Raw genomic sequence first — 22,356 nt, 5'->3', positions numbered from 1 at the left:
TGTCAAGGCTCTGAGATTGCCAGGCGCTTGGCGGCGTTCGCCGAGATCAGATAGGCCGCTGCGATGGCAATTATCGCCGCAAGTATTCCTCCGGAAAGCCCGGTAAAGCCGAACAGCCCGCGCCACGGACCAAGCGCAAGCGCCAGTCCGGCGAGAAGGGCGCCGACAGACGTCGCGATCAGGATGTTGTGGGGGCGGTTCGCGCGCCAGGGCATGCGGCGAGACCGGATAACGAAGATGACCAGGATCTGGGTGAGTATCGATTCCACGAACCACCCGGTTCGAAACAGTGCTGCATCCGCCTCGAACACCTCGAGGAGAACGACGAAGGTGATCGCATCGAACAGGGAGGACGCCATTCCCATGACGATGGAGAAGCGCAGGATGCCGGCCATGTTCCACGTTTCGGGCTGGGCCACGTCTTCGCGGTCGACCTCGTCGAACGGGATGCCGATTTCGGAGAGATCGTAGATCAGATTGTTCAGCAGGATCTGCAGCGGCAGCAACGGCAGGAATGGAAGAACGATCGACGCCAAGGCCATCGAAAGCATGTTGCCGAAATTCGAGCTCGTTCCCATTCGAACATATTTCAGGATGTTGGCAAAGGTTCTGCGGCCCTCGCGCACGCCGGCCGCAAGCACTGACAAGTCGGGAGTCACCAGGATCATGTCGGCGGCTGCGCGGGCGACCTCGGTCGCGCCCGTGACGGATATGCCGGCATGTGCTGCGTGGATCGCCGGCGCATCATTGACGCCGTCTCCCATGAAACCGACGACGTGATTGCGGCGCCGGAGTGCGGCAATGATCCGCCGCTTCTGATCGGGGTCGATCCGGGCAAACAGATCGACGTCATCGACCCGGGCGACGAGCGCGGCATCGGTGAGCTCGGAGATTTCGGCTCCGGTCATGACGCGTCCCGACGGGAGACCGACCGCTCGCGCGACATGGGAGACCACGGCGTCATGGTCACCCGAGAGGATCTTTATCGTCACGCCGAGCGAGGTGAGCGCTTCAATCGCCGAGGCCGCATCCTGCTTCGGCGGATCGGCGAAGACACAGAAGCCGAGCATGGTCAGATTGGTCTCGTCACCGACGGCAATCGTCCGTTGCCCGGCCGGAATGGACCTGATGGCGACGGCAAGAAGCCGGAAGCCGTCGCGGGCATATCGAGCCTGGATGTCTGCCATTTTCTGTTGCCATGCGGCGTCGAGCGGATGGGCCAGGCCATCGATCTCCACGGCAGCGCAGCGGGCCAGGATGGATTCCGGAGCCCCCTTTGCGATCAGCACGTGCTCGTCCTGCCGTGCGACGAGAACGGACAAGCACCTCCGCTCGAAGTCGAACGGGACTTCCGAAAGCCGGACCCAGCCGTCCGTGCCATCGCGGCTCGCTGACAGGATCGCGTCGTCGAGAGGACTTCGGACACCGGCCTGGAACGTGCTGTTCAGGTGCGCGAAGCTCAGGACGCGATCGCTGGACCGATCCTGCGGATCGATATGCGCCTCCAGCGTGATCCTGGCTTCCGTCAACGTTCCGGTCTTGTCGACGCAAAGCGTGTCCATTGCGCCCAGGTCGTGAATGGCGGACAGTCGCTTGACGATGACTTTTCGCTTCGCCATGCGCAGCGCGCCACGGGCGAGGGTTACCGTCATCACCATGGGCAGCAGCTCGGGAGTCAGGCCGACGGCGAGTGCGACGGCGAAGAGGAAGGACTCCATTGCGGGACGATGCGCGACGAGATGAGTCATCAGCACAAAGAGCGTGAGAAAGAGTGTCAGCCGAAGGATCAGCACTCCGAGCCTTCGGACGCCCTCCTCGAGAGCCGTCGGCGGTGCGTCGGCGGCCATTGCCGAGGCGATCGCGCCGAAGCGCGTCCGGCCTCCGGTCCTTACGACCAACATCCTGCCGCTTCCGCCCACGGTGCTGGTTCCCGCGAACAGGGCGTTCGTGGCGTCCGCAGGCAGTGCCGCCGCGCAAGGAGCGTCCGTCTTGAAGGCCGGAAACGGCTCGCCCGTCATCAGGGCTTCATTGACATGTAGTTCCTGGGCATCGAGGACGATGCCATCGGCCGGTATCAGATCGCCGATGCGGAGCTTCACGACGTCTCCGGGGACGAGAGCCGTCACCGAAACGGTCATGTCGCTGCCGCCCCTGATGACGTCGGCCTGAATGGCGACGGATTCCCGCAGCGCTTCGGCCGTCCGCTCGGCGCGATGCTCCTGAACGATATCGAGCGTGATGGATAGGGACAGCACGGTCGCGATGATGGCAAAACTGCCGATGTCGCCGCTCAGCCCGGATACGAGCGCTGCCGCCAGCAGCATCGCAATCAAGGGATTCCAGAGGCGTTGGCCGAGCTTGCGCAGCGCTGACCGGCTTTGGGAGGCGTCAGCGCGGTTTGCTCCGAAGATTGCCAGCCTTCGTTTCGCTTCGGTTTGTGTCAGGCCTTCCGGACCTGAGCCGAGCGTGCGGCAGAGCTCGTCCTTTGGCGTCTGCCAGAATTCGGCAGCCAACGCCTCCGCCGGAATGGATTGCGCGATCATTGGGAGGGCTCGCCGGTCACTGACATCTGGGCCAGGCGAGCGTAAGAGGCTACTCGATCCCCGGGTTGACGCAGCTCAACTCGGCTTCGGGTGACACAGGCTGTGAGCGGCAGATTCCGATGCGCCGTGCCGCAGCACCACAATGAGACGTACGGAGCCGAGAGTGGGATGAACTTTGGTCGAATCGATGCGCGTACAGGATTCCTAATAGACGGACACCGCACGACCTGCGTCTGCGTGAGCACCATCCTGATGCGGCCGATCGATAGCGGCGAGGGCGGCCTGCTCATGCGACAGGCGCCACTCGATGTAGTTGCGCTCGACGTCGGTGAGATGCGTCTTCAGCAAGCGGTGATACCGCTCGATATTCCTGCTGTGGGCGCGACTGAGCGCAAAGCTGGCTGCCGGCATCTCACCTCCTCGTGCTGATGTTCTGAGCGACGCGCTGCTTCAGCGCATCATTTCTTCCGGCTGTTCGCCGACGGCGAAAATATCTGGTTGGCAGGTGGCTGCCCGCCGGTCGGAACGGCGATGGTCACGAAGCCGCGGCCCATCGCGGTGTGGCATGCATTGCAGCCGTCGGTCAGCGCGCGCATGGAAGCGGTGAACTTGCGATCATCTCCCGCCGCGATCGCGTCGGCGAGCGAGACCAGCGGCTCCCTCATCGTGGTCACGTTGCTGATGGGCACCGCCGGATAGAAGACGGCTGCTTCGGCCAGGCTATTCGTCAGCTGCCTGAGCTCATACGCGGCCAGGTCCCAGTTTTTCGCCTTGCCTGCATACCACAGCTTGAGATGCTCGAGCTGCGCCATGCCCATGACCTCGACGAGACGAGGCACCTCTTGTTTCGCGCTCGCGGACGGTGGAAAGTCGGACTGAGCGATCGCGGATGTGACCGCACCCGCCGAAATCGCGAGAACCACGCACCAATGTCTTAGCGTCATCCGAGCATTCCCTGTTAGTTTCGCCCTTTACTATCAGGCCTCCGTTCCAGGCCTTTGCGCTGAATCAAGCTTTCGCGTTCCCGCCGCCAGATCTCGTTAAGAAGAGGCGCAGCGAACAGGGTCGAGAGAAGCAGATGACGGTGAATTCGAAATTGGTGCTTCGGCGTGAGGCGCCTGAGCGGGATCAATTCAGCCTTCCGAGGAGTCTTCGGATGATCTTCCTCAAATTGTCGGCGTACTCGTCGATGACCTGACGCCTCTCGGCTGATGGCGAAAGCCGACGATCATCGCCTTCGTCCGCTGACGGAGTATCCGTCCGGGATCCCCCGCGAACGATGGAGGCGGTGGGCTTTGTCAGCTTCACGGGAATTCTGGCCTCTGGATAGAGCTGCGCGCACCGTTCAGGAAAAGAACCAGTTCCATCTGCCTGATCCCCTTCACTCGCGCCGGGCTCAACGCCCCGGGGCCGTCGGATCGCACTTGGGGCAGCGTCCGTCGGCGGCTGCTCCGAGCTGACGGCCAATCTCCATCCTGAGAGACTCTTTCTCCCATTTCGTGCCGTCACTTCTGGCCATTCGCTTCACGCGTTCGAAGGCGTGGCTCTCGGCAGCGTCATCTCCGATGCGGACGACCACGTCGCGGTGGAAGGGGCAAACAGTCGTCGCGCGGGTCGTCTCCAGTGCGTAGCGCACGACCGCGGTGAGATCGTCGGTGTGAATGTCGGTAAGCATGTCGGCTCTCCTGATCAGCGTACTCCTCTGCCCGGACGATCCTATGGGGTCGACGAAAATCGGCCCCGGGCTCCATGGGAGCGCCGAGGCCGATTGTTCGCTTGGTTCTCCCATTCAGGGTCCGAGCTCTTCCAACAAACCCGCGTTGCCGACCTTCGTTCCATCGAACTCTCCGGCGGAGCCGCGCTCCGGCCTGCTCCATGCTCGCGGTTTTTGCACCTGTCTATGAAGGCGACGCCCGGAATGCCTGGGAATCCGGACTTCGTTCCTTCCGGCAACGGTACCTCAGCAAGCGTCCCGATGCCGATATAACGCTACAATCAGGGTCACAAACATGTCTTGATCCAGCTCAAAGGCGCGATCAGACGTTCATGTCCCTGAGGTGCTGACGATTGCGCAGCACGATCTGCCTGGCACCGGAAAAGCCGAGAATGCCTCCGCTGTGGAGCTGGGACAGTGCGCGAGAAATCGTCTCCAGCGTCAGTCCGAGATAGTCGCCGATATCCCGGCGGCACATCGGGAGCGCCAGCATGCCCGCGCCCGCCAGCCGGCGATCCATTTCGAGAAGGAACGCCGCGACCTTCTCCATGGCGGTCTTGCGACCCAGCAGCAGCATGTGATTTTCGGCGTGATTGAGCTCGGCGGCCGTCATGTCCCACAATCTGCGCGCGACCTGGACGTCGGTGGTTGCGGCCTTTTCGAGCGCCGAGCGCTTCACGAGACGCACCGTCGTATCGACGATCGCTTCAGCCGCGAGGCGGTGGGTCGCTCCGGATTCCAGGCCGAAGACATCGCCGGGCAGATGGAATGATCCGATCTGACGCCGTCCGTCCGAGAGTAGCTTGTATGTTCTGACGGAACCCGACACGACCTGGTAGACATACTCGGCCGGCTCGTCGTCGCCAAAGATCTCCTCGTCCTTGTGGTAGGAGAACTCGCTCGCAACCAGTCCCGCCATGGCCGCGAATGGATCGGACACGCGGGACGCCTGGGTCGTTTTAGGGCGAAGCGGCCGATTGACGTTGAGGGCGGTGGTCAGCATCGGAATCTCCTTTTGATGGAGTTCCAATACGCGAGCGCATCGTGCCCGGATATTTCGGGAGGATTCGTAGGGCGATCTCCTTACGTATGTTTGCGTAAGTCGGCGTGGCCGGAAGCGCTCGACTGAGCGCTCTCGATTGACGACTTGCGCGCTGGCGCCGTGCGATATCCTCGCCACTCCCGCGTCGATCCGTTCAGGACAGTTGCCTAAGTATTGGCCCGCAATTTCAATGCCGGAGCGGCGGGCGCATATGGGCAGCATGGAGCGCAACATCATTTTCAAGTGCCCGCGCACTGGCATGAACGTGCAGCACTGGCTTCCCGGCGCAATGTCCGACGCCGCGGATACGCACGTCTCCGTTCGATGTCCCGCTTGCGGCTCGTTGCACTTCGTCAACATCGCCACTGGCAAGATGTTGGGTGAAGGGGGCGGTCAGCGGCGTCGTCTCTACCCATCCGGCGAAGACCGGTCGTGCATGCCGCGACAAGCGCTCACGTCCACCGAAAGCTGAGAACGCCCGCGCCGTACGTGCGGCGTCACGCTACCAGGCGGTCGTCAGCCAACTCGCCTGACGACACCATTTTCCAGTCCTGGATTCCTCGGCAGTGCAACTGATGGCATGCGGCCTTGAGTCAGCTCAATGCGACGCTGCTCAATCAGGTCAATGTGGCACCGATATCGTCACGAGAGAGCGCCACATGCAGAATCTCAAACGGGCATTTTGGGGCAGTCTGGCGGCTCTGGTCCTGCTGTGGCTCGTTGTGGAACCGCAGCCGCTGGGGCCGGGCCCCTTTTTCCCGCTTCGCGAGAGAATGGTGCAGTTGAGCGGCATCCTGGCAATCGGGTGCATGAGCATGGCGATGATTCTTGCACTGCGACCGCGCTGGCCGGAGGCATGGCTGGGCGGCCTCGACAAGATGTACCGCCTGCACAAATGGCTCGGCATCGCGGCCCTCGTGATTGCATGCGTTCATTGGCTCTGGGCCAGCGGCCCGAAATGGGCGGTCGGCTTGGGTTTGCTGACGCGACCGGAGCGTGGGGCAAGGCCTGCGATTGAGAATCCGATCGAGGCCTTCCTTGCAAGCCTGCGTGGACCGGCGGAGGGCCTGGGCGAATGGGCCTTCTACGGCACAGTGGTGCTGATTGCTCTGGCGCTCATTCAAGTGTTCCCGTACCGGCTCTTCTACAAGACCCATCGGCTCCTCGCGGTTGCTTACCTGGTGCTGGTCTTTCACGCGGTCACGCTGATGAAGTTCAGTTACTGGATGTCGCCCCTCGGATGGATCATGGGGGCGCTGCTTGCCTGTGGGACATGGGCGGCGGCTCTTGCGCTCTTGCGGCGTATCGGCGCCGGGCGCCAGGTCAAAGGGAGGATTACCGCGCTCAGATATTATCCCGGCGTCAGAGCAATCGAGACCGAAATCGAGGTGCCCGAGGGTTGGCCAGGGCATAAGCCGGGCCAGTTCGCCTTCGCCACGTCGGATACCTCGGAAGGCGCGCATCCCTACACGATTGCCTCCTGCTGGAACGCCGAGTATCCCAGGATCACCTTCATCACCAAGGAGCTTGGGGACCACACCAGCCGGCTGCGGGAGACGCTCCGTGTCGGACAGGAGGTGAAGGTGGAAGGGCCCTATGGCTGCTTCACTTTTGACGATGATTGCTCGCATCAGATCTGGATCGGCGGCGGCATCGGCATCACGCCCTTCGTCGCTCGCATGAAACAGATGACCATGCCGAAGGATGCTCCGAACTGCACCGTGGCGCAGCCGGTCGACCTGTTTCACACCACGACTGATGTCGACGACGAGGCTCTCGGCAAGCTCGCAGCAGATGCGCGGTCAGCCGATGTCCGGTTGCACGTTCTCGTCGACGCTCGTGATGGACGATTGACCGGCGAACGCATTCGCGAAGCCGTACCGGAATGGCGCAAGGCGAGCATCTGGTTCTGTGGTCCGCCCGCCTTCGGTGAAGCGCTCAGGCGAGACCTCAGCGCGCACGGCTTCCCCGTCGAACAACGGTTTCATCAGGAGCTGTTCGCTATGCGATAACCAAAGTGGAGCATCCCACTTCCAGAAACCGGTTCCGGACTGCGGCGAGGCGGTGATCGCGGTGCTTCGGCAAGGCGGCATCATCGAGCGTAGGACGAGATCATCCCGGCTGGTGTTCAGGCTTGCATCAATTCAACCAGAACGCATTCCGCCTGGCATCACAGCAATTGTTTCAACGCCTTTGCATCGGCTGGCGCCGCACTCTTCTGGTCGTTGTCGAAATAGACGTAGACGTCGCAGCCCTGCCGTTTCCAGGACTTGATGCGCTTCGCCCATTGCCCCAGCGTGGCCTTGGTGTAGTGGCCGTGATAGCGCCCGCCCGGCCCGTGCCCGCGCACATAGACGAAATCCGCCGTGCGCTTCCACGGCGCCGGCGCATCGTGATGGTCGGACAGGCACAGCGAAATATTCTCATCCGCCAGCATCCGCAGGATGCGCGGCTGATACCAGCTCGGATGGCGAAACTCGAAGCTGTAACGCCGTTTCCGCGACAGCAGCTTGAAGAAGGAGGCGAGCCGGTCCGCGTTCGCCTCGAATTGCGGCGGCAGCTGGAACAGGATCGGGCCGGCCTTGCCCCCGAGCCTCGAGATACGGTCCTCCAGCAGCTCGAGGCTGTTGACGGAGCGGTCCGACAGGCGCTTCCAGTGCGTGATGAATTTGGACGCCTTCCAGGCGAATACGAAGTCGCGGCCGGTCTGCTCGCGCCAGCCTTTCACCGCCTCCGGCGTCGGCGTGCGGTAGAACACCCCGTTCAGCTCCGTGGTGTCGAACTGCCCGGCATAGTAGCGAAGCTGCTCCTTCAGCGTCACGCCCTCGGGAAAGAACGGGCCGCGCCAGGAGGCGTAGTGCCAGCCGGAGGTTCCGATCAGAACGCGCGCCATGTCTTAAGTGCCATCCCTTGTCATCTGCCGGGAGGGAACGCCCGTGCCGCCGATACGTTGCTCGTGAGCTTGATCAACGCAGGACCGGAACCGATGTACGCGCTGTTCGAAGGCAACAAGCAGATCGGCAATCCCTTTCCAACCGAGAAGGAGGTGTGGGAAGCTGCCTTGATCGAGGGCCTCGTCACCGACGTTCCGGTCGCGGACGAGGAGGGCGGCCGGAGTCTGCCGGCGGCCTATCACGTCGGGCGCGTCGAGGAGATGTTCGAGTCGCGGCCGGGCTGGAAGCTGCCGCGCGAGATCTCCTGAATAATTCTAGTTGGACGCCAGCGCCGCCTTGGCGACCTCGGCCATCCAGCCGGACGCCACCGGCAGGATCGCGTCGTTGAAATCATAGCGCGGGCCGTGCAGCTCCGCGCCGTCGCGCAACTCGCCATTGCCGATCCAGACGAAGGCGCCCGGCCGCTGCTGCAGATAATGGGCAAAATCCTCGCCGGCCATGCTCGGCGCGAGGTCGCGCCGCACGGGCGCCTGCACTTTCTCCGCAGCGATGCGGGCGAGGTCCGCTTCGGCCGGCGTGTTGATCACGACGCCCACGCCCCAGACGATCTCGGGCGTGACCTTGACGCCGAAGCTCGTCGCAATCCCTGCGCAGGTGCGCTCGATGCCGGCGAGGATGGTGTCCTTGACCGCCTCGCGATGGTAGCGCAGCGTGCCACGGATGGTGACGCGCCCGGCGATCTGGTTCGGCGCGGTGCCGCCTTCGATCGTGCACAGCGACAGTACGGCGGTGTCGAGCGGATTGACTCCGCGCGAGGTGACCGATTGCAGCGCCACGATCAGGTGCCCCGCCGCCACCACCGGATCGCGCGTCAGATGCGGCATCCCGGCGTGGCCGGCATGGCCCTCGATGGTGATGGTGATGCGCCCGCCGGAGGCCATGACGACGCCGTCGTGGACTGCGATGGTGCCGGCGGCAAGGCCCGGCCAGTTGTGAAAGCCGAACACCCGCTCCATCGGAAAACGATCGAACAGCCCGGCCGCGACCATCGCGCGCGAGCCGCCAAAGCCCTCCTCGGCCGGCTGGAAGATGAAATCGACCGTGCCGCTCCAGTCGGTGTCGGCGGCAAGCAGCGCCGCGGCGCCGAGCAGCGAGGCGGTGTGGCCGTCATGTCCGCACGCATGCATCACGCCTGATGTCTTCGAGGCGTAGGCGAGGCCGGTGTCCTCGGTGATCGGCAGCGCATCCATGTCGGCGCGCAGGCCAACCCGGCTCCGTGCGTGGCCGCGCGTCAACGTCGCGACGATGCCGTGCCCGCCGATGCCTGCCTCGAACGGAATGCCGAGTTCAGTGAGCCGTTCCTGCACGAAGGCGGCGGTGGCCTTTTCCTGGAGGGACAGCTCCGGGTGGGCGTGAAGATGCCGGCGCCACGCGGTCAGTTTCTGGTGCAGCTCGGGGATCAAGGCTGGGGTCTTTCGCGAAATGTAGGTTGCCGGCACAATAGCGGATTGTCCGCGCCATGCATCAAGCGCCTTGGAATGCCTCGCGTGCAGCAATGAGATCGGTGATCGCTGGGGCACCAACCGTGCCGTGTGGTCCACTTCACCTCTCCAGCTTGCGGGAGAGGGCTGGATCGTCATTGGGAGTCTCACTGCGGAGACACCCTCTCCCCACCCCTCTCCCGCAAGCGGGAGAGGGGGCGCACCTCGCTTGTTGTCGCATCTCTCTAAGCCATCAGCTTCGCCAGCCCCGGCCAGTCGAAGCTGATGCCATGCCCGGGGCGGTCCGGCGCGAGCGCCATGCCGTCCTTCAGCACCAGCGGATGCTCGATATATTTGTCGAGCCCGAAGCCGTGCGCCTCCAGATAGGAACGGTTCGGACAGGCCGCGAGCAGGTGCACGGTGATGTCGTGCGCGCCGTGGCTGGTGATGGGCAGGTTGAACGCTTCCGCCAGCCGGGCGATCTTCATGAAGGTGCTGACGCCGCCGCAGTTGGTGACGTCGGGCTCGGGATAGGACACCGCGCCCGAGGCGATGTAGTTCTTGAACTCCCACAGCGAGCGCAGATTCTCGCCCGCCGCGATCGGCACGCCGCCGGCCTGCATGATGCGCACGTGTCCCGCGACGTCGTCGGGAATGATCGGCTCCTCCAGCCAGGTGAGGTCATAGGGAACGAAGGCGCGGGCGGCACGGATGGCCTCCTCGACCGTCCATTTCATGTTGGCGTCCACCATCAGCGGAAAACCGTCGCCGAGATGCTGTCGCATCGCGGAGACCTTCGCGACGTCGGATTTCAGGTCGGGCCGGCCCACCTTCATCTTGATGGCGCGAAAACCCTTGGCGAGATTGCCGTCGGTCTGCTTGAGCAGCGCATCGACGGAGAGGTCGAGGTCGATGCCGCCGGCGTAGCACGGCACGCCCGCATCGAAGCCGCCGAGCAGGCGGAACAGCGGCAGCTTCGCGCGCCGCGCCTTCAAGTCCCACAGCGCGATGTCGAGCGCGGAGAGCGCCAGCACCACCGGGCCGCCGCGGCCGCCATAATGCAGCGCCCACCAGACGTGGTGCCAGATCGCTTCGGTGTCCTCGGCCTCGCGCCCTTCGACCAGCGGCGCAATCTCGCGCGTGAGGATATCCGCAGTCGCCCCGCCATTGCGCCCGACCGTGTAGGTGTAGCCGACGCCCTCGGCGCCATCGGCATCGCGGATGCGGCAGGTGATCAGCTCGAACGCGGCGATCTCGCCATGGGTGGAGTCGGACAGCGTGACGGGGAGGGGGATCCGGTAGAGCCCGGTCTCGGTCGTTGCGATGCGCGCCATGGTTCCCTCCTGCCTTTTTCTTGCAGGCTAGGACGATGTGCGAGGTCCGGCAAGCGCGCGTCGCGCAAGGCAGCTCACCGCATCGTCGCGAGTTGCACCGCCAGCGCGCAGGCGCGGTCATATTCGTCGAGATTGATCCATTCGTCGATCGTGTGCGCCTCGTTCTGCCCCGCGCCGAAGGTCACGGTCGGAATGCCGTGGCGGACCATCCAGTTGGCGTCGAGGCCGCCATTGGCCGTGCGGACGTTCGGCGTGCCGCCGACCGCGGACACGGCCTCGACCGCGCGCTTGATGACGGGCTGGCTCTCCTTCATGCGGAACGGATAATAGTCCGTCTCCGCCTTGAACTTGACCTTGCCGGACTTGCCTTGCGCGTTGGTGACCTTCTTGGCCGCCTTCTCGAACGCGGCCTTGTAAGCCTTCGTGATCTCCTTGAAGAACTTGCCGTCATGGCTGCGGCTTTCGCCGCGCACATGCACGTAGTCGGTGACGACATTGGTGGCATCGCCCGCCGGGCGGCCCTCGCCGCCGGTGACCGGGCCGACATTGCTGGTGCCTTGCCGCTTGCCCTTCACCACCTTGCCGAACCAGCCGCCGGCCTTCACGTCCGCAAGCGCGAGCGCCATGATCATGGTCGAGGAGATGCCGCGCTCCGGCGCGACGCCGGCATGCGAAGCCCGGCCGAAGATCTCGACGCTCCAGCGGTCGGCGCCGACGGCACCGATGACGACGTTGGAGGCGGAGCCGCCGTCATAGTTGAAGGCCATCACCGGCGAGCCGAGCTCGTTCAGCCTGACGTGGCGCGCGCCATAGAGCCCGCTTTCCTCGCGCACGCAGAACAGCAGCGTGATCGGCGGGTGATCGAGCTTCTGCCTGGCAAGCTCGGCGGCCAGCGTCACCAGCACGCCACAGCCGCAGCGGTTGTCGCCGCCGAGCGCGGTCCTGGCTTCGTTGACGATCTTGCGTCCCGACTTCTTCGGCTTCGCGCCGGCGCAGAGCGGCACGGTGTCCATGTGGGTCATGAACATGATGCGGGGCTGGTTGTGCAGCGCGCCGCGGCCGGGCAGGTCGACGATGAGGTTGCCGGTCTCGGTCGGCACGGGAATGCGGGTATTGGCGTCGTCGAGCCGGATCGCCTTCGCCGGCACGCCGGCCTCCTTCAGCGCGGCGGCAAGCTCGCGCCCGATCGCCGCCTCCTGTCCAGTCACGCCCTCGACGGCGAGGAAGCGCATGAGGCGGTCGGTGGCGGCCTTGGTGTCGACGGGCATGAGTGATTCCTTTGGCGAGCGGGGCGCGTCATCCTATGGGCCCCGCGAGGTGTAAGCCAAGAAGATCAGCACACCCAAGGCCAGCATGGCAGCCATGAACAGCAGCACCGCCGGCAAGCCCGCGAGCGCCGCCACCGCGCCGGTGACCGACTGCATCAGCGCCGCGCCGAGGAAGAAGGCGAGGTTGACGGCCGCGAGGGCCTTGCCCGCGACTTGCGCGTCCACCAGCTGCCTGGACATGCCGAACAGCAGCGGCTGGGCGGAGGTCGCAAGCCCGATCAGCACGAACAGCACGAGGTCGTATTGCGGCGGCATCACGGGCAGGCCGAACAGTGTGGAGACCGCATGATGCGGCGCGCCCAACGCCATCAGCGCCAGCAGCACCGCCCCGGCCATATGCGAGCCCGCCACCAGCGCGCGGCGGCGACCGAGCCTGCGGTCGATCATGCCGATGCACAGGGGGCCCGCGATCATCGCCAGCGTGAACGCGCCGAGCTGGTTGCCGGCCTCGACCCGCGAAAGTCCCTTGACGTCCATCAGCCACGGTCCGCCCCACAGGCCGCGCAGCACCAGCGAGGTCGCCAGCGACACCAGCGCCAGCGCGATCAGCCCGCGCAGCGGGCGCGAGAGGCCGAGCCTGAGCACCTCGATCATCTGCGCCAGCGGCGAGGACTCGTCCTTGTGCTCGGCCGGCTGGTGTGGGACCAGCGCGAACACCGCAAGCGCCACCGCGATTCCGCCGATCGCGGACATCCAGAATCCGGCGCGCCAGCCGTAAGCGTCCACCACGAAAGCGAGCGGGCTCGACGACAGCAGCATGCCAATATTGCCGATCGAGAGGATCGCGCCCGACCACAGCCCGAACCGGGCCGCCGACAATTGCTTGGCCGCCAGCGTCATCGGGCACATCAGCATGCCCGAGGTGGCAACGCCCAGCAGCAGCTGCCCGACGGCAAAGCTTTCCGGCCCTGTCGCAAACCCCGACGCGACCGCGCCGAACACGGTCCCTGCGAGCAGGCTCAGCGACACCGGCCGCACGCCGAAGCGATCCATCGCCGCGCCGACCGGAATCTGCGCCGCCGCAAAGGCGAAAGGATAGATCGACGTGAGGCTCGCCAGCGCCTGCGGCTCCATGTGGAAATCCGCCGCCATCAGGTCGAGGCTCACGGCCGGAATGGTGCGCAGCAAGGTCGAGAGCATGTGCCCGCAGGCGAGCGCCACGAGCGCGAAGATCAGCGCGCGGGTGGCGGTGCCCGCGTCGTTGGCGGCTGTGGTCATGAGCGTCCCGTCCCGAGGAGGTTTTGGGTGGGGGTACATGATGGCGAGGCGGGCGCCAATGGCGGGAGCGGGACCCCCTCATTCCGAATTGTGGGCCTCTCTGGATCGCCGCGCGAAAGACCAGATTCGGGCAGCCGACGATCAGCTCGTGAGGCGGCTCGCCGAGAGCGGACAAGGAGCATTCCCGCTTCTCTCCGGGATCGGCTCGGCCGGTGTCTGGTTGCGCCGCTATTTGAGCCGCGACGACAGGGAGGTGAGGCCTTCCGGCCGGCGGACGATAGGAACAAAAAGGACGTCATCGCGCTTGCCCCGGTCAGGAGGCCTGCTCATGCTGTGCTCGAGACCGCCACGGCCCATTCGCACGACGCTCGATCTTGCGAATGCGGAGCAGGTAAAGTCCGTCCGAAGACGGCTTCGCATCTCCGATACCGATTTGGCCAGGATCGTCGACAAGATCGGTACCTCTCTGGCCGCAATAGAAAAGGAAGTGGAGCTCGAAAGGCTGGCCATTCAGCAGTGTAATGCCAAGAACGCGCCCGCGAGCCCCGAATAGATTCAACTCGTTCTCTTAGGAAGGAGAATTGCAATGAACGGCCTGATTTACCTCGTAGGACTAGTCGTTGTGATCGCGGCCATTCTTTCGTTCTTTGGTTTGCGATGACCGTCTTCGTTCTGCACGCTGACGCGCCGCCGATCCGGTGAAGCAGTCTGCGATTCGCGAGCCGCAAATGGTTGATGCGCACCAGGTCAACACCATCATCGCAACGACGGTTTGCGCCTTCTTCAAGGAACATCCCGACGCTCAGATCGGAATTTAAGAAGCGAAGCTGCTGGCGAAGCAGATCGCTGATGCGCTGAACGAGGCCGGGCTGCAGATTGCTGCCGTCGATCCTGAGATCTCGACGCGCTAGCTCTGCCGCGGGCGATCGGATGATTCATCTCGATCAAGTCGCCGCGTTGCTTCTCCGCCGTCAGCCTGACTTGATCTCGGCCAACAGCTTCCGCGTCTCGCCCAGCAACTCGCGTATGGCCCGCCGTTCCGCAATCCCATCCTGGGCGAACACGCCGTGCTTCCGCGCATTCTGATTCCCCATCGGCGCGCCTGATCTCCACGCGCCGCCGTGCATGCGGCAGCGAGGCCTGCCCTGCACCGCCGGCGCGCGGCAGGCGGTGCCGTTGCGCGTCGCGGCCCCGCAGCGTGGGCTTGCCAACATCGAGCCGGTGTTGCGGATGTGATTGCCGCTCACGGGACAATGCCCCGGCTGGCCAGGGTCTGTTCGCGCTCGCCGGCTTGGGACGGGATCTGTCCCGCCTCCGTCGCGGTGCCGGGCTCGCCCACGATCAGATGCGCATGCTGAGTGACGTTGCCCATGATTGCGCTGCCGCCATCCTGCACCGACAAATTCTGCACCGTGATCGGACGCTCGCCGTTGCCGCGGTGGCGGTTGAGGGCCTCCATCTGGGCAGCGAAGGTGCGTGCCAGCCGGGTCAATGTGCGGGTGATGCCTTCCTGCTGCGAGAGGTCTTCGGTGCAGGCGAGGCGGCAGGCAGACCGCATTGTGGCAACGTGAACGGACACCACCTGCGCCACCAGCATGGCTTCGAGCGAATCCCTCGGCGCGATGCTCTTCATCATCGAGATCATGAAGGCAAGATTGGGTTCGTCGGGCTTCTGCAGGACCACGCTGGCCTTCATCAGCTGCTTCAGGATGCCGTGCAGCGCGTCGTGATCGACGGCACCGAGCGCGTCGGCCAGCAGGCGCTCGCCGGCCTGCGCGTCGGGATGCTGGATCACGATGCGCCGCCGGCTGAGCTTGATCCGTGGGCTCGGCCTGCCGCCATCGCATTTGGTGACGGGCGTCGTGCTGTTGCGTGTCAGGGCTGTCGTCATGTCGATATGTCCTTGGGCCCCGCGGCAGGGGCGAGGAGGCTCGCTGGGCGAGGCCGACCCGCGCAGCTGCCGTGCGGCGGTTGCGATTTTTCAGATGTCGATGAAGGGCTTGGGCGCGATCGGAGCGAAGCGCCATGGCCGGGCAGGCCGGGGTGCTCACGGTTATCGCGATGATGCCATTATGCCCCTGTTTTGCCCGACGAGTCAAAGTCGATTTCGTAACATCCGAAGGTCGCTGCCCAACGCAAGTCCTTGTTTCGACAGGGGCCGCCTACTGTGCATGGGGTTGTTTTCGCATTTTTTGTTTGGAAGGGGTCGTACGTGCCGTGCGGCGGAATGCCAACGCCCGAACGCGATTGCGAAATCCGGCGTGGCCGCTATTCATGGTCCTCGAATGCGTCGCACGAACAAGCATGCACAAGCGGCGCTGTGAGGCCTGGGAGAGAACGAATGCAACGAACGGTCCGCCTGCTGGCAGTCATCGCCGGATTGTGCGCTTCTGCGCTGTCGACGCAGGCCCTGGCTCAGAAATACCCGGTGCGGCCGGTCAAGGTCATGGTCGGCTTCAGCGCGGGCGGCCCGGTCGATGTGGTCGCGCGCATCATCGGCGATCGCCTCAGCAACAAGCTCGGGCAGCCCTTCGTGGTCGAGAACCGCGCCGGCGCCAACGGCATGATCGCCGCCGAAGGCGTCGCGCGCGCGGACGCGGACGGCTACACGATGCTCGCCTGCAACTCGTCCACGATCACGCTGAACAAGACGCTGTTCAAGGACGTCCGCTATGACCCGCAGGGAGACTTCGCGCCGCTGACCACCGTCGTCTCGGCGCCGCTCGTGCTCGTCGTCAATCCCGAGAATCCCAAGACGGCCAACATCAAGACCGTCGCCGATCTTGTCGCCGCGGCCAAGGCTGCGCCCGGGGCGCTCGCCTACGGCTCGGGTGGCAACGGCAATCTCGCCCATCTCGCCATGGAGCTGCTCGGCCAGAAGGCCGGCATCAAGATGATCCACGTGCCCTATCGCGGCGGTTCGGCCGCCGAGGTCGGCATCCTCGCGCAGGAGGTGCTGGCGGTGTTCGATCCGCTCTCCGCCGTGCCGCTGGTGAAGGCCGGCAAGCTGCGCGCGCTGGCGGTGTCGTCGGCCGAGCGGTTGCCGGCGCTGCCCGACGTGCCGACCGTCGCGGAAGCCGGCTATCCCGGCTTCGACATCTCGTTCTGGGTCGGCTTCTTCATGCCGAAGGCGACACCCGCGCCGATCCTGGAGACGCTGCACCGGGAGATCGTCACGGCTGCCAAGGATCCGGCGGTCGCGGAGAAGCTCGGCTCGCAGGGCGTCGTCAGCGTGCTCAGCCCGGCCGACTACGCCGCGAAGATCGCGAAGGAGACAAAGGATCTCGCCGAGGTCGTCGCGGCCGCGAACATCAAAGCGGAGTAGGGCTCCGCTCGCGAGGCAGCTTATTCGCTGCCCGCCAGCTGCGCGAGCCGGTCAAGCAGCGGACGTTGTCCAGCGTTGATCCTCTCCTGCGCCGCTTCGAGCGTGAACCATGCGGCGCGGTCGACCTCCAGGAACGTCTGCCGTTTGCCGCTGCGAGGCGGCCATTCCATCTCGAACGTGTTGCTGCGAATGCTGGCCGTGTCGATGTCGAGCTCGGCCGCAAACGCGGTGACGACCTTCCCGCCGCGTTGCTTGACCTGACCCAGCGCCATCAGCGGCGCCGTCACCTCGAGGCCAAGCTCCTCGGAAAACTCCCGTCGCGCGGCGGCTTCCGCATCTTCTGCGTCCGCATACTCGCCCTTCGGAATCGACCACGCACCGAGATCCTTGTTGCGCCAGAACGGGCCCCCGGGATGAACGAGGAGAACCTCGATCTCCCCGCGCTTCCGATAGGCGATGATCCCGGCACTCTTCGATGGCATCTCAGGTTCCGCAGGAAAGAGGCGCGGCCTTCGCTCGGGAAGAAGAGCCGAGCGTTTGGCGCATCGAGCCCCGTGAACGTCGGGTGATCGAGTAGTCGCATGTCGGTCGGAAGCCGCTCTATCAAGCGGCTTCTCCATCTTCGTGTCAAATCGCAGAGCGTTCCCGAGCGGCGATGCGAACGGCGCGCGCCTTCGCGCTCCTTCCGGCGGCGCGTGCCGCGATCAGGCTGCGCGCCTTGCCGTGGGCCGTGGCATTCTTCCGCAACAGGGTTGCGAACCGCTTGCGCGCCCGGCTCGTCGCCACCCGCGTGGCGAGCTGCTCGGCCTTGTGAATGATGCTCGCGACCGAAGGCGTCAGGTTGACCGGAACCCAGGCGACGTCCTTGGCCTTGGAAAGACTGCCGATGCCTTCGCACGGCGCTTCGCGCGGCAGGTCGATGCGGATCGCAAGCGCCTCGGAGCGTTCGATCCAGTCTTCAGCTTTGGTGCCGGTGATGATCCGGACATAGTCGCGCGTCTCGCGCGGCAGCTCGCTCTCTCTGGCAAGCCATTTCTGGATGCGGCCGGGACCTGCGTTGTAGGCGGCGGCAGCAAGGCCGAGATTGCCGAAATCGTCGCGAAGCTTGCGCAGGAATTTTGCCGATGCCGGCAGCGCCTTCATCGGATCGAAGGGATCGTCGAGCCCGACCTCGGCGGCCGTCTCCGGCATGAACTGCGCGACGCCTTGCGCGCCGGCATGGCTGACCTCGTTGGACTTGAAGCGGCTCTCCTGCCAGAGCAGGCGGGCGAAGAAGGGCACCGGAATGCCGCTGGACTCGGCGGCTTCACGAAGCGCGTGACAGAATTGTTCGGTTGGTGAAACCGGAGCTTGTACCGCCGGCTCGGCCGCGCGCGGTGCCTCGATCACCTGCTCATAGGCCGCGTGCGCGTTCGCGAACTCGATGGCCTGCACGCTGGCGACGAAGAGTTCGACCACCGGAACAAGTGGCGAGGCATGATTGTTCTGAACAATGGTGGTGTGGAACGGTGATGCTTGCCGGGATGCCGACGGATCGAGGTCGCACATCAGAATCAGGAATGCGGCGCAAGCCGCGACGACAAATCGCATTTGCGGAGACAACCTCGAACTGTGGGATGAACGGTCGGCGATGCGCCGGCGACAAGGAGTTCTTAACCGTCCGATTGCGGCAAAGCTGCGATCTCGTCGGTTCCTTCGGTTACTACGGTGTTCCCGAAGGGAAACCCTCCATGGCCTTGCGGGCCGCTTGCGAGTGGGATGCGCGATGACGATGCGATCGATGCTGGGCGCGGTGGTTTCGCTGTGGTTCATCGGCCCGGCGCTCGCAGGCAATCTCGATCCGGGTGCGGTGAATGACGCTGCGCGCCCTGCGAAGCCGCCGGCCACCGACAAGATCAATCCAGCGGTGGTGAAGCTTCAGGTCCTGCTCGATCGTGCGCAATTCTCGCCTGGCGAGATTGACGGCAGGTTCGGCGAGAATGCGCAGAAGGCGCTCAAGGCATTCGCGGAGCAGAGCGGCATCGCATCCGACAAGACAATAGCGCCGGAGCTCTGGGACAAGCTGACAGCGGCGAGCGAGGGTCCCATCGTCGCCGACTACAGGATCGCCGACACCGACGTAAGAGGCCCGTTCCTGAAGGAGTTGCCGGGCAAGCTCGATGACATGAAATCGCTGAAGGCGCTGAGCTACACCAGCCCTCTCGAAGGACTTGCCGAGAAATTCCACATGAGCGCGGATCTGCTCAAGGCGCTCAACCCCGGCAAGGCCTTCGACACGGTGGGAGAGACGATCGTCGTTGCCAACGTTCCGGCACGGCGAGAGCTGCCGCGCGTGGCCCGGCTTGAGGTCGACAAGAAGAACGGGGCATTGAAGGCGTTCGACGCAAGCGGCGCTCTGCTGGCGTTCTATCCCGCATCAGTCGGCAGTCCGGATCGCCCGACGCCGAACGGCACGCTCAAGGTGACCAGTACCCACGAGAGTCCGACCTATCGCTACAATCCCGACTACAAGTTCAAGAGCGTCAAATCCAAACGGCCGTTCGACATCAAGCCGGGTCCGAACAATCCGGTCGGAGCGTACTGGATCGGCCTGTCGGCGCAGGGCTATGGCATCCACGGAACGGCAGAGCCCGACAAGGTCGGCAAGTCGGCGTCTCACGGCTGCGTCAGGCTGACCAATTGGGACGCTCGTGTGATCGGCGAGAACGTCAAACGCGGCACGCCCGTTGTCTTCCTCGATGCGCCGACGGATACGTCCTCGAAGCAGCAGGGCGGACCCGCCGCGAAACGCGCCGCGAACTAGTCCTTGGGGAAATCCTTGCGCATGGCGATCTCGGCGGCATCGCCGGGCGACAGCACGGTCTGGTCGAAGGCCGGTTGCGGCGTCGTCATGATGTCGTAGAGCGAGATGCCCTTGATCGGCTTGCCCATGAGTTCGCGGACGCATTCGGCGAGCGTGCCGTTGTAGACGAGATAGGGCGCGCCGCGATCCTTCAGCCTCTCGCCCTTCAGCGACGGCCACTTCTTCAATTCGGCCGGTGCGTCATAGGCGATCGGCGATGCCTCTTTGAACATGCGTATGGTCCCGGCGACTTGGATTGCCGGGAATCCTAGGCCGCCGGGGGTAAACACCCGTTAAAGAATTAGTTCAAATCAGCCGGCAACGAAGGCGAGCAGGGTGCCGTTGGCCTTGGCCGGCGGCACGCAGATCGCATCGGCGCTGCGGACGGCGGCTGAACCCAGCGCCTTCCCGGTTGCCGCGAGGTCGCCGCTGACCAGCACCAGCGCGGCACCGCCGCGCTCGGAGAGACCGGCCAGCGGCACGCCGGGATAGCGTTTGCCGAGCTGGTCCAGCGTCAGATAGACGAAGTCGGCGCGATCGCCGCCGGAGGGTACTGTGACCGCGCCGTCCGCCTCAGTTTTCGGTGCGCGGTCGATAAGCCGGCCGAGATGCGCAGCTTCCTGCGCCGGCTCGGGCGCTGTGATCAGCGCCTGCTTGATCCGCCTCGCCGCATTGGCGTGCTGCATCAGTTCGGGAATCCACACGGTCTCGCGCGTCTTGTGCTGGCACGCGAAGATGCGCACGCCGCCGGGCGCTTCCGCAGTCGGCCACATGAAGGTGCGGAATTTCGCCGCCGAGACCGTGCCGTCAGGCAGCGTCACCGGCCGCTCGAAATCGGTCGGGCCGATCGGCGTCAGGCCCCGTGCGCGGATCTCCTCCGCGCCGGCGGCGGAATCGACCGCAGTGAATGCGATGCGCTCGATGCCCTCTCCCTGCTTGTCGAGGAACGCGCGCGCCGGCGCGTTCTGCTCGGTCGCGGCGAGCACGCCGAGCAGCTCCATGTAGTCGGGATCGAACATGATGGTGTAGTTGCCGGTGCCCATATGCGCGCTGTGGGTGCCGCGCGGCGACACTGTGAAGCCGAGCTGCCGGTAGTTCTCGGCGGCCTTGTCGAGGTCCTTCACCATGACCACGGCGTGGTCGATACCGATGACGTTCTTGAGGGCCACTGTTCATTCCCCGATTGCAAACTGATCTTGCGCCGCGCCGGCGGCCACGGCTCCTGTCTACGCCGGTTAGGCGGTCAAGTCATTTTCAATTCAGCGGCAGATGCGGAATTTCATTCCGCGCAACGCATCCTCGCGCGACGGCGTCAGCGCGCCTGCTCGATATAGGCGGCGATAAGCGCCCGCTCCTCGCTGGTCATCTCCGTGATGTTGCCCGGCGGCATGGCGTTCGACCAGGCGGCGACACGGCCGATCAGGCGGATGTTGCGATGGATGTGCTCGGGCGCGTCGAGCAGGACGCCTTTCGGGGCGGTCACGATGCCGGCCCAGGCCGGCTCGGCCGCGTGGCACATGCTGCAGCGGGACATCACGATCTCCTCGACATTGGCGAGCGTCGGCCGTGCCGCCAGCGCGCTTGTCCTGGCTTCGCGAGGGCCGGCCGCGGAGAGGAACAAGATCGCGACCACGCCGATTGCCGCCACGCCCCACGTCCACCACGGCGATCTGCGCCCCGCGTGTCGTTCGTTGAAGAAGTGGCGGATCACCGGCCCGAGCGCCAGGATGATCGCAACGATGATCCAGTTGAAGCGCGTGGCGTAGAGCAGGGGATAGTGGTTGCTGATCATCAGCACGACCACAGGGAGCGTCAGATAGTTGTTGTGGACCGACCGCTCCTTGCTGGCCTTGCCGAGCTTTGGATCGGGCGCCTCGCCCGCGATCAGGCTGGCCACGATCCTCTTCTGGTTCGGGATGATCAGCGCGAAGACGTTGGCGACCATGATCGTGCCGATGATCGCGCCGATCTGGTTGAAGGCGCCGCGGCCGCTCAGCACGTGGGTGAAGGCGTAAGTCAGCGCGACCAGGAACAGATAGCCGCCGATGACGAAAGGCAATTCGCGCTGCGCAAGCCCGGTGCGACAGGCGGCTTCATAAAGCAGCCACGCCAGTGCGAGGCTGCAGAAGCTGAACAGCCCGGCCTGGAAGGGCGTGATGTCGAGAATCGCCTTGTCGACCAGGAACAGGTCGGCCTCGAGATAGTACACCACCACCATCAGCGCGAAGCCGGACAGCCAGGTGGTGTAAGCCTCCCATTTGAACCAAGTCAGCTCGTCCGGCATCCGGCTTGGGGCCACCAGATACTTCATGATCCGGTAGAAGCCGCCGCCATGAACCTGCCAGGCCTCGCCCTGCACGCCATCAGGCAGGTCGCCTGTCAGGTTGCTCCTGGGCTTGAGGCTGAGGTCGAGGGCGATGAAATAGAACGAACTTCCGATCCAGGCGATCGCCGCCACCACGTGCAGCCAGCGCAGCAGCAGGCTCGCCCATTCCGATATCACGGATCCCCACATGATCTTCCCATCAGTCGCGACGGCGATGTCGCAGCTTTCATGACCGCAACCGCACCCTTGCAATGTGTCGCATCTATCTGCGGTGTTTTCCAGTACGATGGGTGCCCGGATGCCTATCGT

The 22,356-nt window shown here is 64.7% G+C and carries 21 protein-coding genes; 4 read left to right on the top strand and 17 right to left on the bottom strand.

Annotated features, from left to right (window positions below):
* Window positions 1–2: 2 nt before the first annotated feature.
* The 5 genes from mgtA to ACM42_RS23140 form a co-directional block, all read right to left on the bottom strand.
* Complete coding sequence (mgtA, locus tag ACM42_RS23160; RefSeq protein ID WP_271530101.1) at window positions 3–2,543, bottom strand: magnesium-translocating P-type ATPase; 2,541 nt, start codon at window positions 2,541–2,543, stop codon at window positions 3–5.
* A gap of 204 nt (window positions 2,544–2,747) precedes the next feature.
* On the bottom strand, window positions 2,748–2,954 hold the full coding sequence (locus tag ACM42_RS23155; RefSeq protein WP_271530100.1) for a hypothetical protein: 207 nt from the start codon (window positions 2,952–2,954) through the stop codon (window positions 2,748–2,750).
* Between the two features lie 47 nt (window positions 2,955–3,001).
* Window positions 3,002–3,466: a hypothetical protein gene (locus ACM42_RS23150; protein WP_271530099.1), complete on the bottom strand. Its 465-nt coding sequence runs from the start codon at window positions 3,464–3,466 to the stop codon at window positions 3,002–3,004.
* 473 nt (window positions 3,467–3,939) lie between these two features.
* Window positions 3,940–4,218 (bottom strand): hypothetical protein, encoded by a 279-nt coding sequence (locus tag ACM42_RS23145; RefSeq protein WP_271530098.1) that lies wholly within the window; start codon window positions 4,216–4,218, stop codon window positions 3,940–3,942.
* A 361-nt stretch (window positions 4,219–4,579) separates the two neighbouring features.
* Window positions 4,580–5,260: a helix-turn-helix domain-containing protein gene (locus ACM42_RS23140; RefSeq protein WP_271530097.1), complete on the bottom strand. Its 681-nt coding sequence runs from the start codon at window positions 5,258–5,260 to the stop codon at window positions 4,580–4,582.
* Window positions 5,261–5,958: 698 nt separating this feature from the next.
* On the opposite strand from ACM42_RS23140, the gene ACM42_RS23130 reads away from it, so the two are divergent.
* Window positions 5,959–7,311 carry a ferredoxin reductase family protein gene (locus ACM42_RS23130; protein ID WP_271530268.1) on the top strand — a complete coding sequence of 451 codons (1,353 nt, stop codon included), beginning with the start codon at window positions 5,959–5,961 and terminating at the stop codon, window positions 7,309–7,311.
* Window positions 7,312–7,469: 158 nt separating this feature from the next.
* On the opposite strand, the gene ACM42_RS23125 is transcribed toward ACM42_RS23130, so the two are convergent.
* Complete coding sequence (locus ACM42_RS23125; RefSeq protein ID WP_194389008.1) at window positions 7,470–8,192, bottom strand: DUF72 domain-containing protein; 723 nt, start codon at window positions 8,190–8,192, stop codon at window positions 7,470–7,472.
* Between the two features lie 63 nt (window positions 8,193–8,255).
* Here ACM42_RS23125 and ACM42_RS23120 point away from each other — a divergent pair, with 63 nt between their 5' ends.
* Window positions 8,256–8,501: a hypothetical protein gene (locus ACM42_RS23120; protein WP_271530095.1), complete on the top strand. Its 246-nt coding sequence runs from the start codon at window positions 8,256–8,258 to the stop codon at window positions 8,499–8,501.
* Between the two features lie 6 nt (window positions 8,502–8,507).
* Here ACM42_RS23120 and ACM42_RS23115 read toward each other — a convergent pair whose 3' ends face one another.
* The 6 genes from ACM42_RS23115 to ACM42_RS23090 all read right to left on the bottom strand — a co-directional run bounded on the left by ACM42_RS23115 (window position 8,508) and on the right by ACM42_RS23090 (window position 15,445).
* Complete coding sequence (locus ACM42_RS23115; RefSeq protein WP_271530094.1) at window positions 8,508–9,656, bottom strand: amidohydrolase; 1,149 nt, start codon at window positions 9,654–9,656, stop codon at window positions 8,508–8,510.
* Window positions 9,657–9,919: 263 nt separating this feature from the next.
* Entirely contained in the window at window positions 9,920–11,008 is a 1,089-nt protein-coding gene (locus ACM42_RS23110; RefSeq protein ID WP_271530093.1) for a mandelate racemase/muconate lactonizing enzyme family protein, read from the bottom strand.
* Between the two features lie 74 nt (window positions 11,009–11,082).
* Window positions 11,083–12,276: a M20/M25/M40 family metallo-hydrolase gene (locus ACM42_RS23105; RefSeq protein ID WP_271530092.1), complete on the bottom strand. Its 1,194-nt coding sequence runs from the start codon at window positions 12,274–12,276 to the stop codon at window positions 11,083–11,085.
* Between the two features lie 33 nt (window positions 12,277–12,309).
* Window positions 12,310–13,554, bottom strand: a complete 1,245-nt coding sequence (locus ACM42_RS23100) for an MFS transporter (protein ID WP_271530091.1) — start codon at window positions 13,552–13,554, stop codon at window positions 12,310–12,312.
* A gap of 971 nt (window positions 13,555–14,525) precedes the next feature.
* Window positions 14,526–14,801 carry an HGGxSTG domain-containing protein gene (locus ACM42_RS23095; protein ID WP_271530090.1) on the bottom strand — a complete coding sequence of 92 codons (276 nt, stop codon included), beginning with the start codon at window positions 14,799–14,801 and terminating at the stop codon, window positions 14,526–14,528.
* Window positions 14,798–15,445 (bottom strand): hypothetical protein, encoded by a 648-nt coding sequence (locus tag ACM42_RS23090; protein WP_271530089.1) that lies wholly within the window; start codon window positions 15,443–15,445, stop codon window positions 14,798–14,800. Before ACM42_RS23090 ends, ACM42_RS23095 begins: the two co-directional genes overlap by 4 nt.
* A gap of 450 nt (window positions 15,446–15,895) precedes the next feature.
* On the opposite strand from ACM42_RS23090, the gene ACM42_RS23085 reads away from it, so the two are divergent.
* Complete coding sequence (locus ACM42_RS23085) at window positions 15,896–16,879, top strand: Bug family tripartite tricarboxylate transporter substrate binding protein (RefSeq protein ID WP_271530088.1); 984 nt, start codon at window positions 15,896–15,898, stop codon at window positions 16,877–16,879.
* Window positions 16,880–16,899: 20 nt separating this feature from the next.
* Here ACM42_RS23085 and ACM42_RS23080 read toward each other — a convergent pair whose 3' ends face one another.
* Window positions 16,900–17,361: an NUDIX domain-containing protein gene (locus tag ACM42_RS23080; protein ID WP_271530087.1), complete on the bottom strand. Its 462-nt coding sequence runs from the start codon at window positions 17,359–17,361 to the stop codon at window positions 16,900–16,902.
* A gap of 145 nt (window positions 17,362–17,506) precedes the next feature.
* A complete protein-coding gene (locus ACM42_RS23075) occupies window positions 17,507–18,469 on the bottom strand; it encodes a lytic transglycosylase domain-containing protein (protein WP_271530086.1) in 963 nt (320 codons plus the stop codon).
* 181 nt (window positions 18,470–18,650) lie between these two features.
* Between ACM42_RS23075 and ACM42_RS23070 the strand changes: the two genes are divergently transcribed.
* Complete coding sequence (locus ACM42_RS23070; protein WP_442868942.1) at window positions 18,651–19,682, top strand: L,D-transpeptidase family protein; 1,032 nt, start codon at window positions 18,651–18,653, stop codon at window positions 19,680–19,682.
* On the opposite strand, the gene ACM42_RS23065 is transcribed toward ACM42_RS23070, so the two are convergent.
* The 3 genes from ACM42_RS23065 to ACM42_RS23055 all read right to left on the bottom strand — a co-directional run bounded on the left by ACM42_RS23065 (window position 19,679) and on the right by ACM42_RS23055 (window position 22,236).
* The gene (locus ACM42_RS23065; RefSeq protein WP_271530084.1) at window positions 19,679–19,954 is read right to left on the bottom strand and encodes a hypothetical protein; all 276 of its coding nucleotides are present in this window, start codon (window positions 19,952–19,954) and stop codon (window positions 19,679–19,681) included. The two genes, ACM42_RS23070 and ACM42_RS23065, sit on opposite strands and share 4 nt — an antisense overlap.
* Before the next feature lie 78 nt (window positions 19,955–20,032).
* Window positions 20,033–20,890 carry a VOC family protein gene (locus ACM42_RS23060; RefSeq protein WP_271530083.1) on the bottom strand — a complete coding sequence of 286 codons (858 nt, stop codon included), beginning with the start codon at window positions 20,888–20,890 and terminating at the stop codon, window positions 20,033–20,035.
* Between the two features lie 143 nt (window positions 20,891–21,033).
* Window positions 21,034–22,236 carry a urate hydroxylase PuuD gene (locus ACM42_RS23055; RefSeq protein ID WP_271530082.1) on the bottom strand — a complete coding sequence of 401 codons (1,203 nt, stop codon included), beginning with the start codon at window positions 22,234–22,236 and terminating at the stop codon, window positions 21,034–21,036.
* Window positions 22,237–22,356 lie beyond the last annotated feature (120 nt).

It is taken from the genome of Bradyrhizobium sp. CCBAU 25338 (assembly GCF_028128965.1).
Taxonomy (GTDB): domain Bacteria; phylum Pseudomonadota; class Alphaproteobacteria; order Rhizobiales; family Xanthobacteraceae; genus Bradyrhizobium; species Bradyrhizobium liaoningense.
This window is presented reverse-complemented; position numbering and strand designations above follow the sequence as displayed.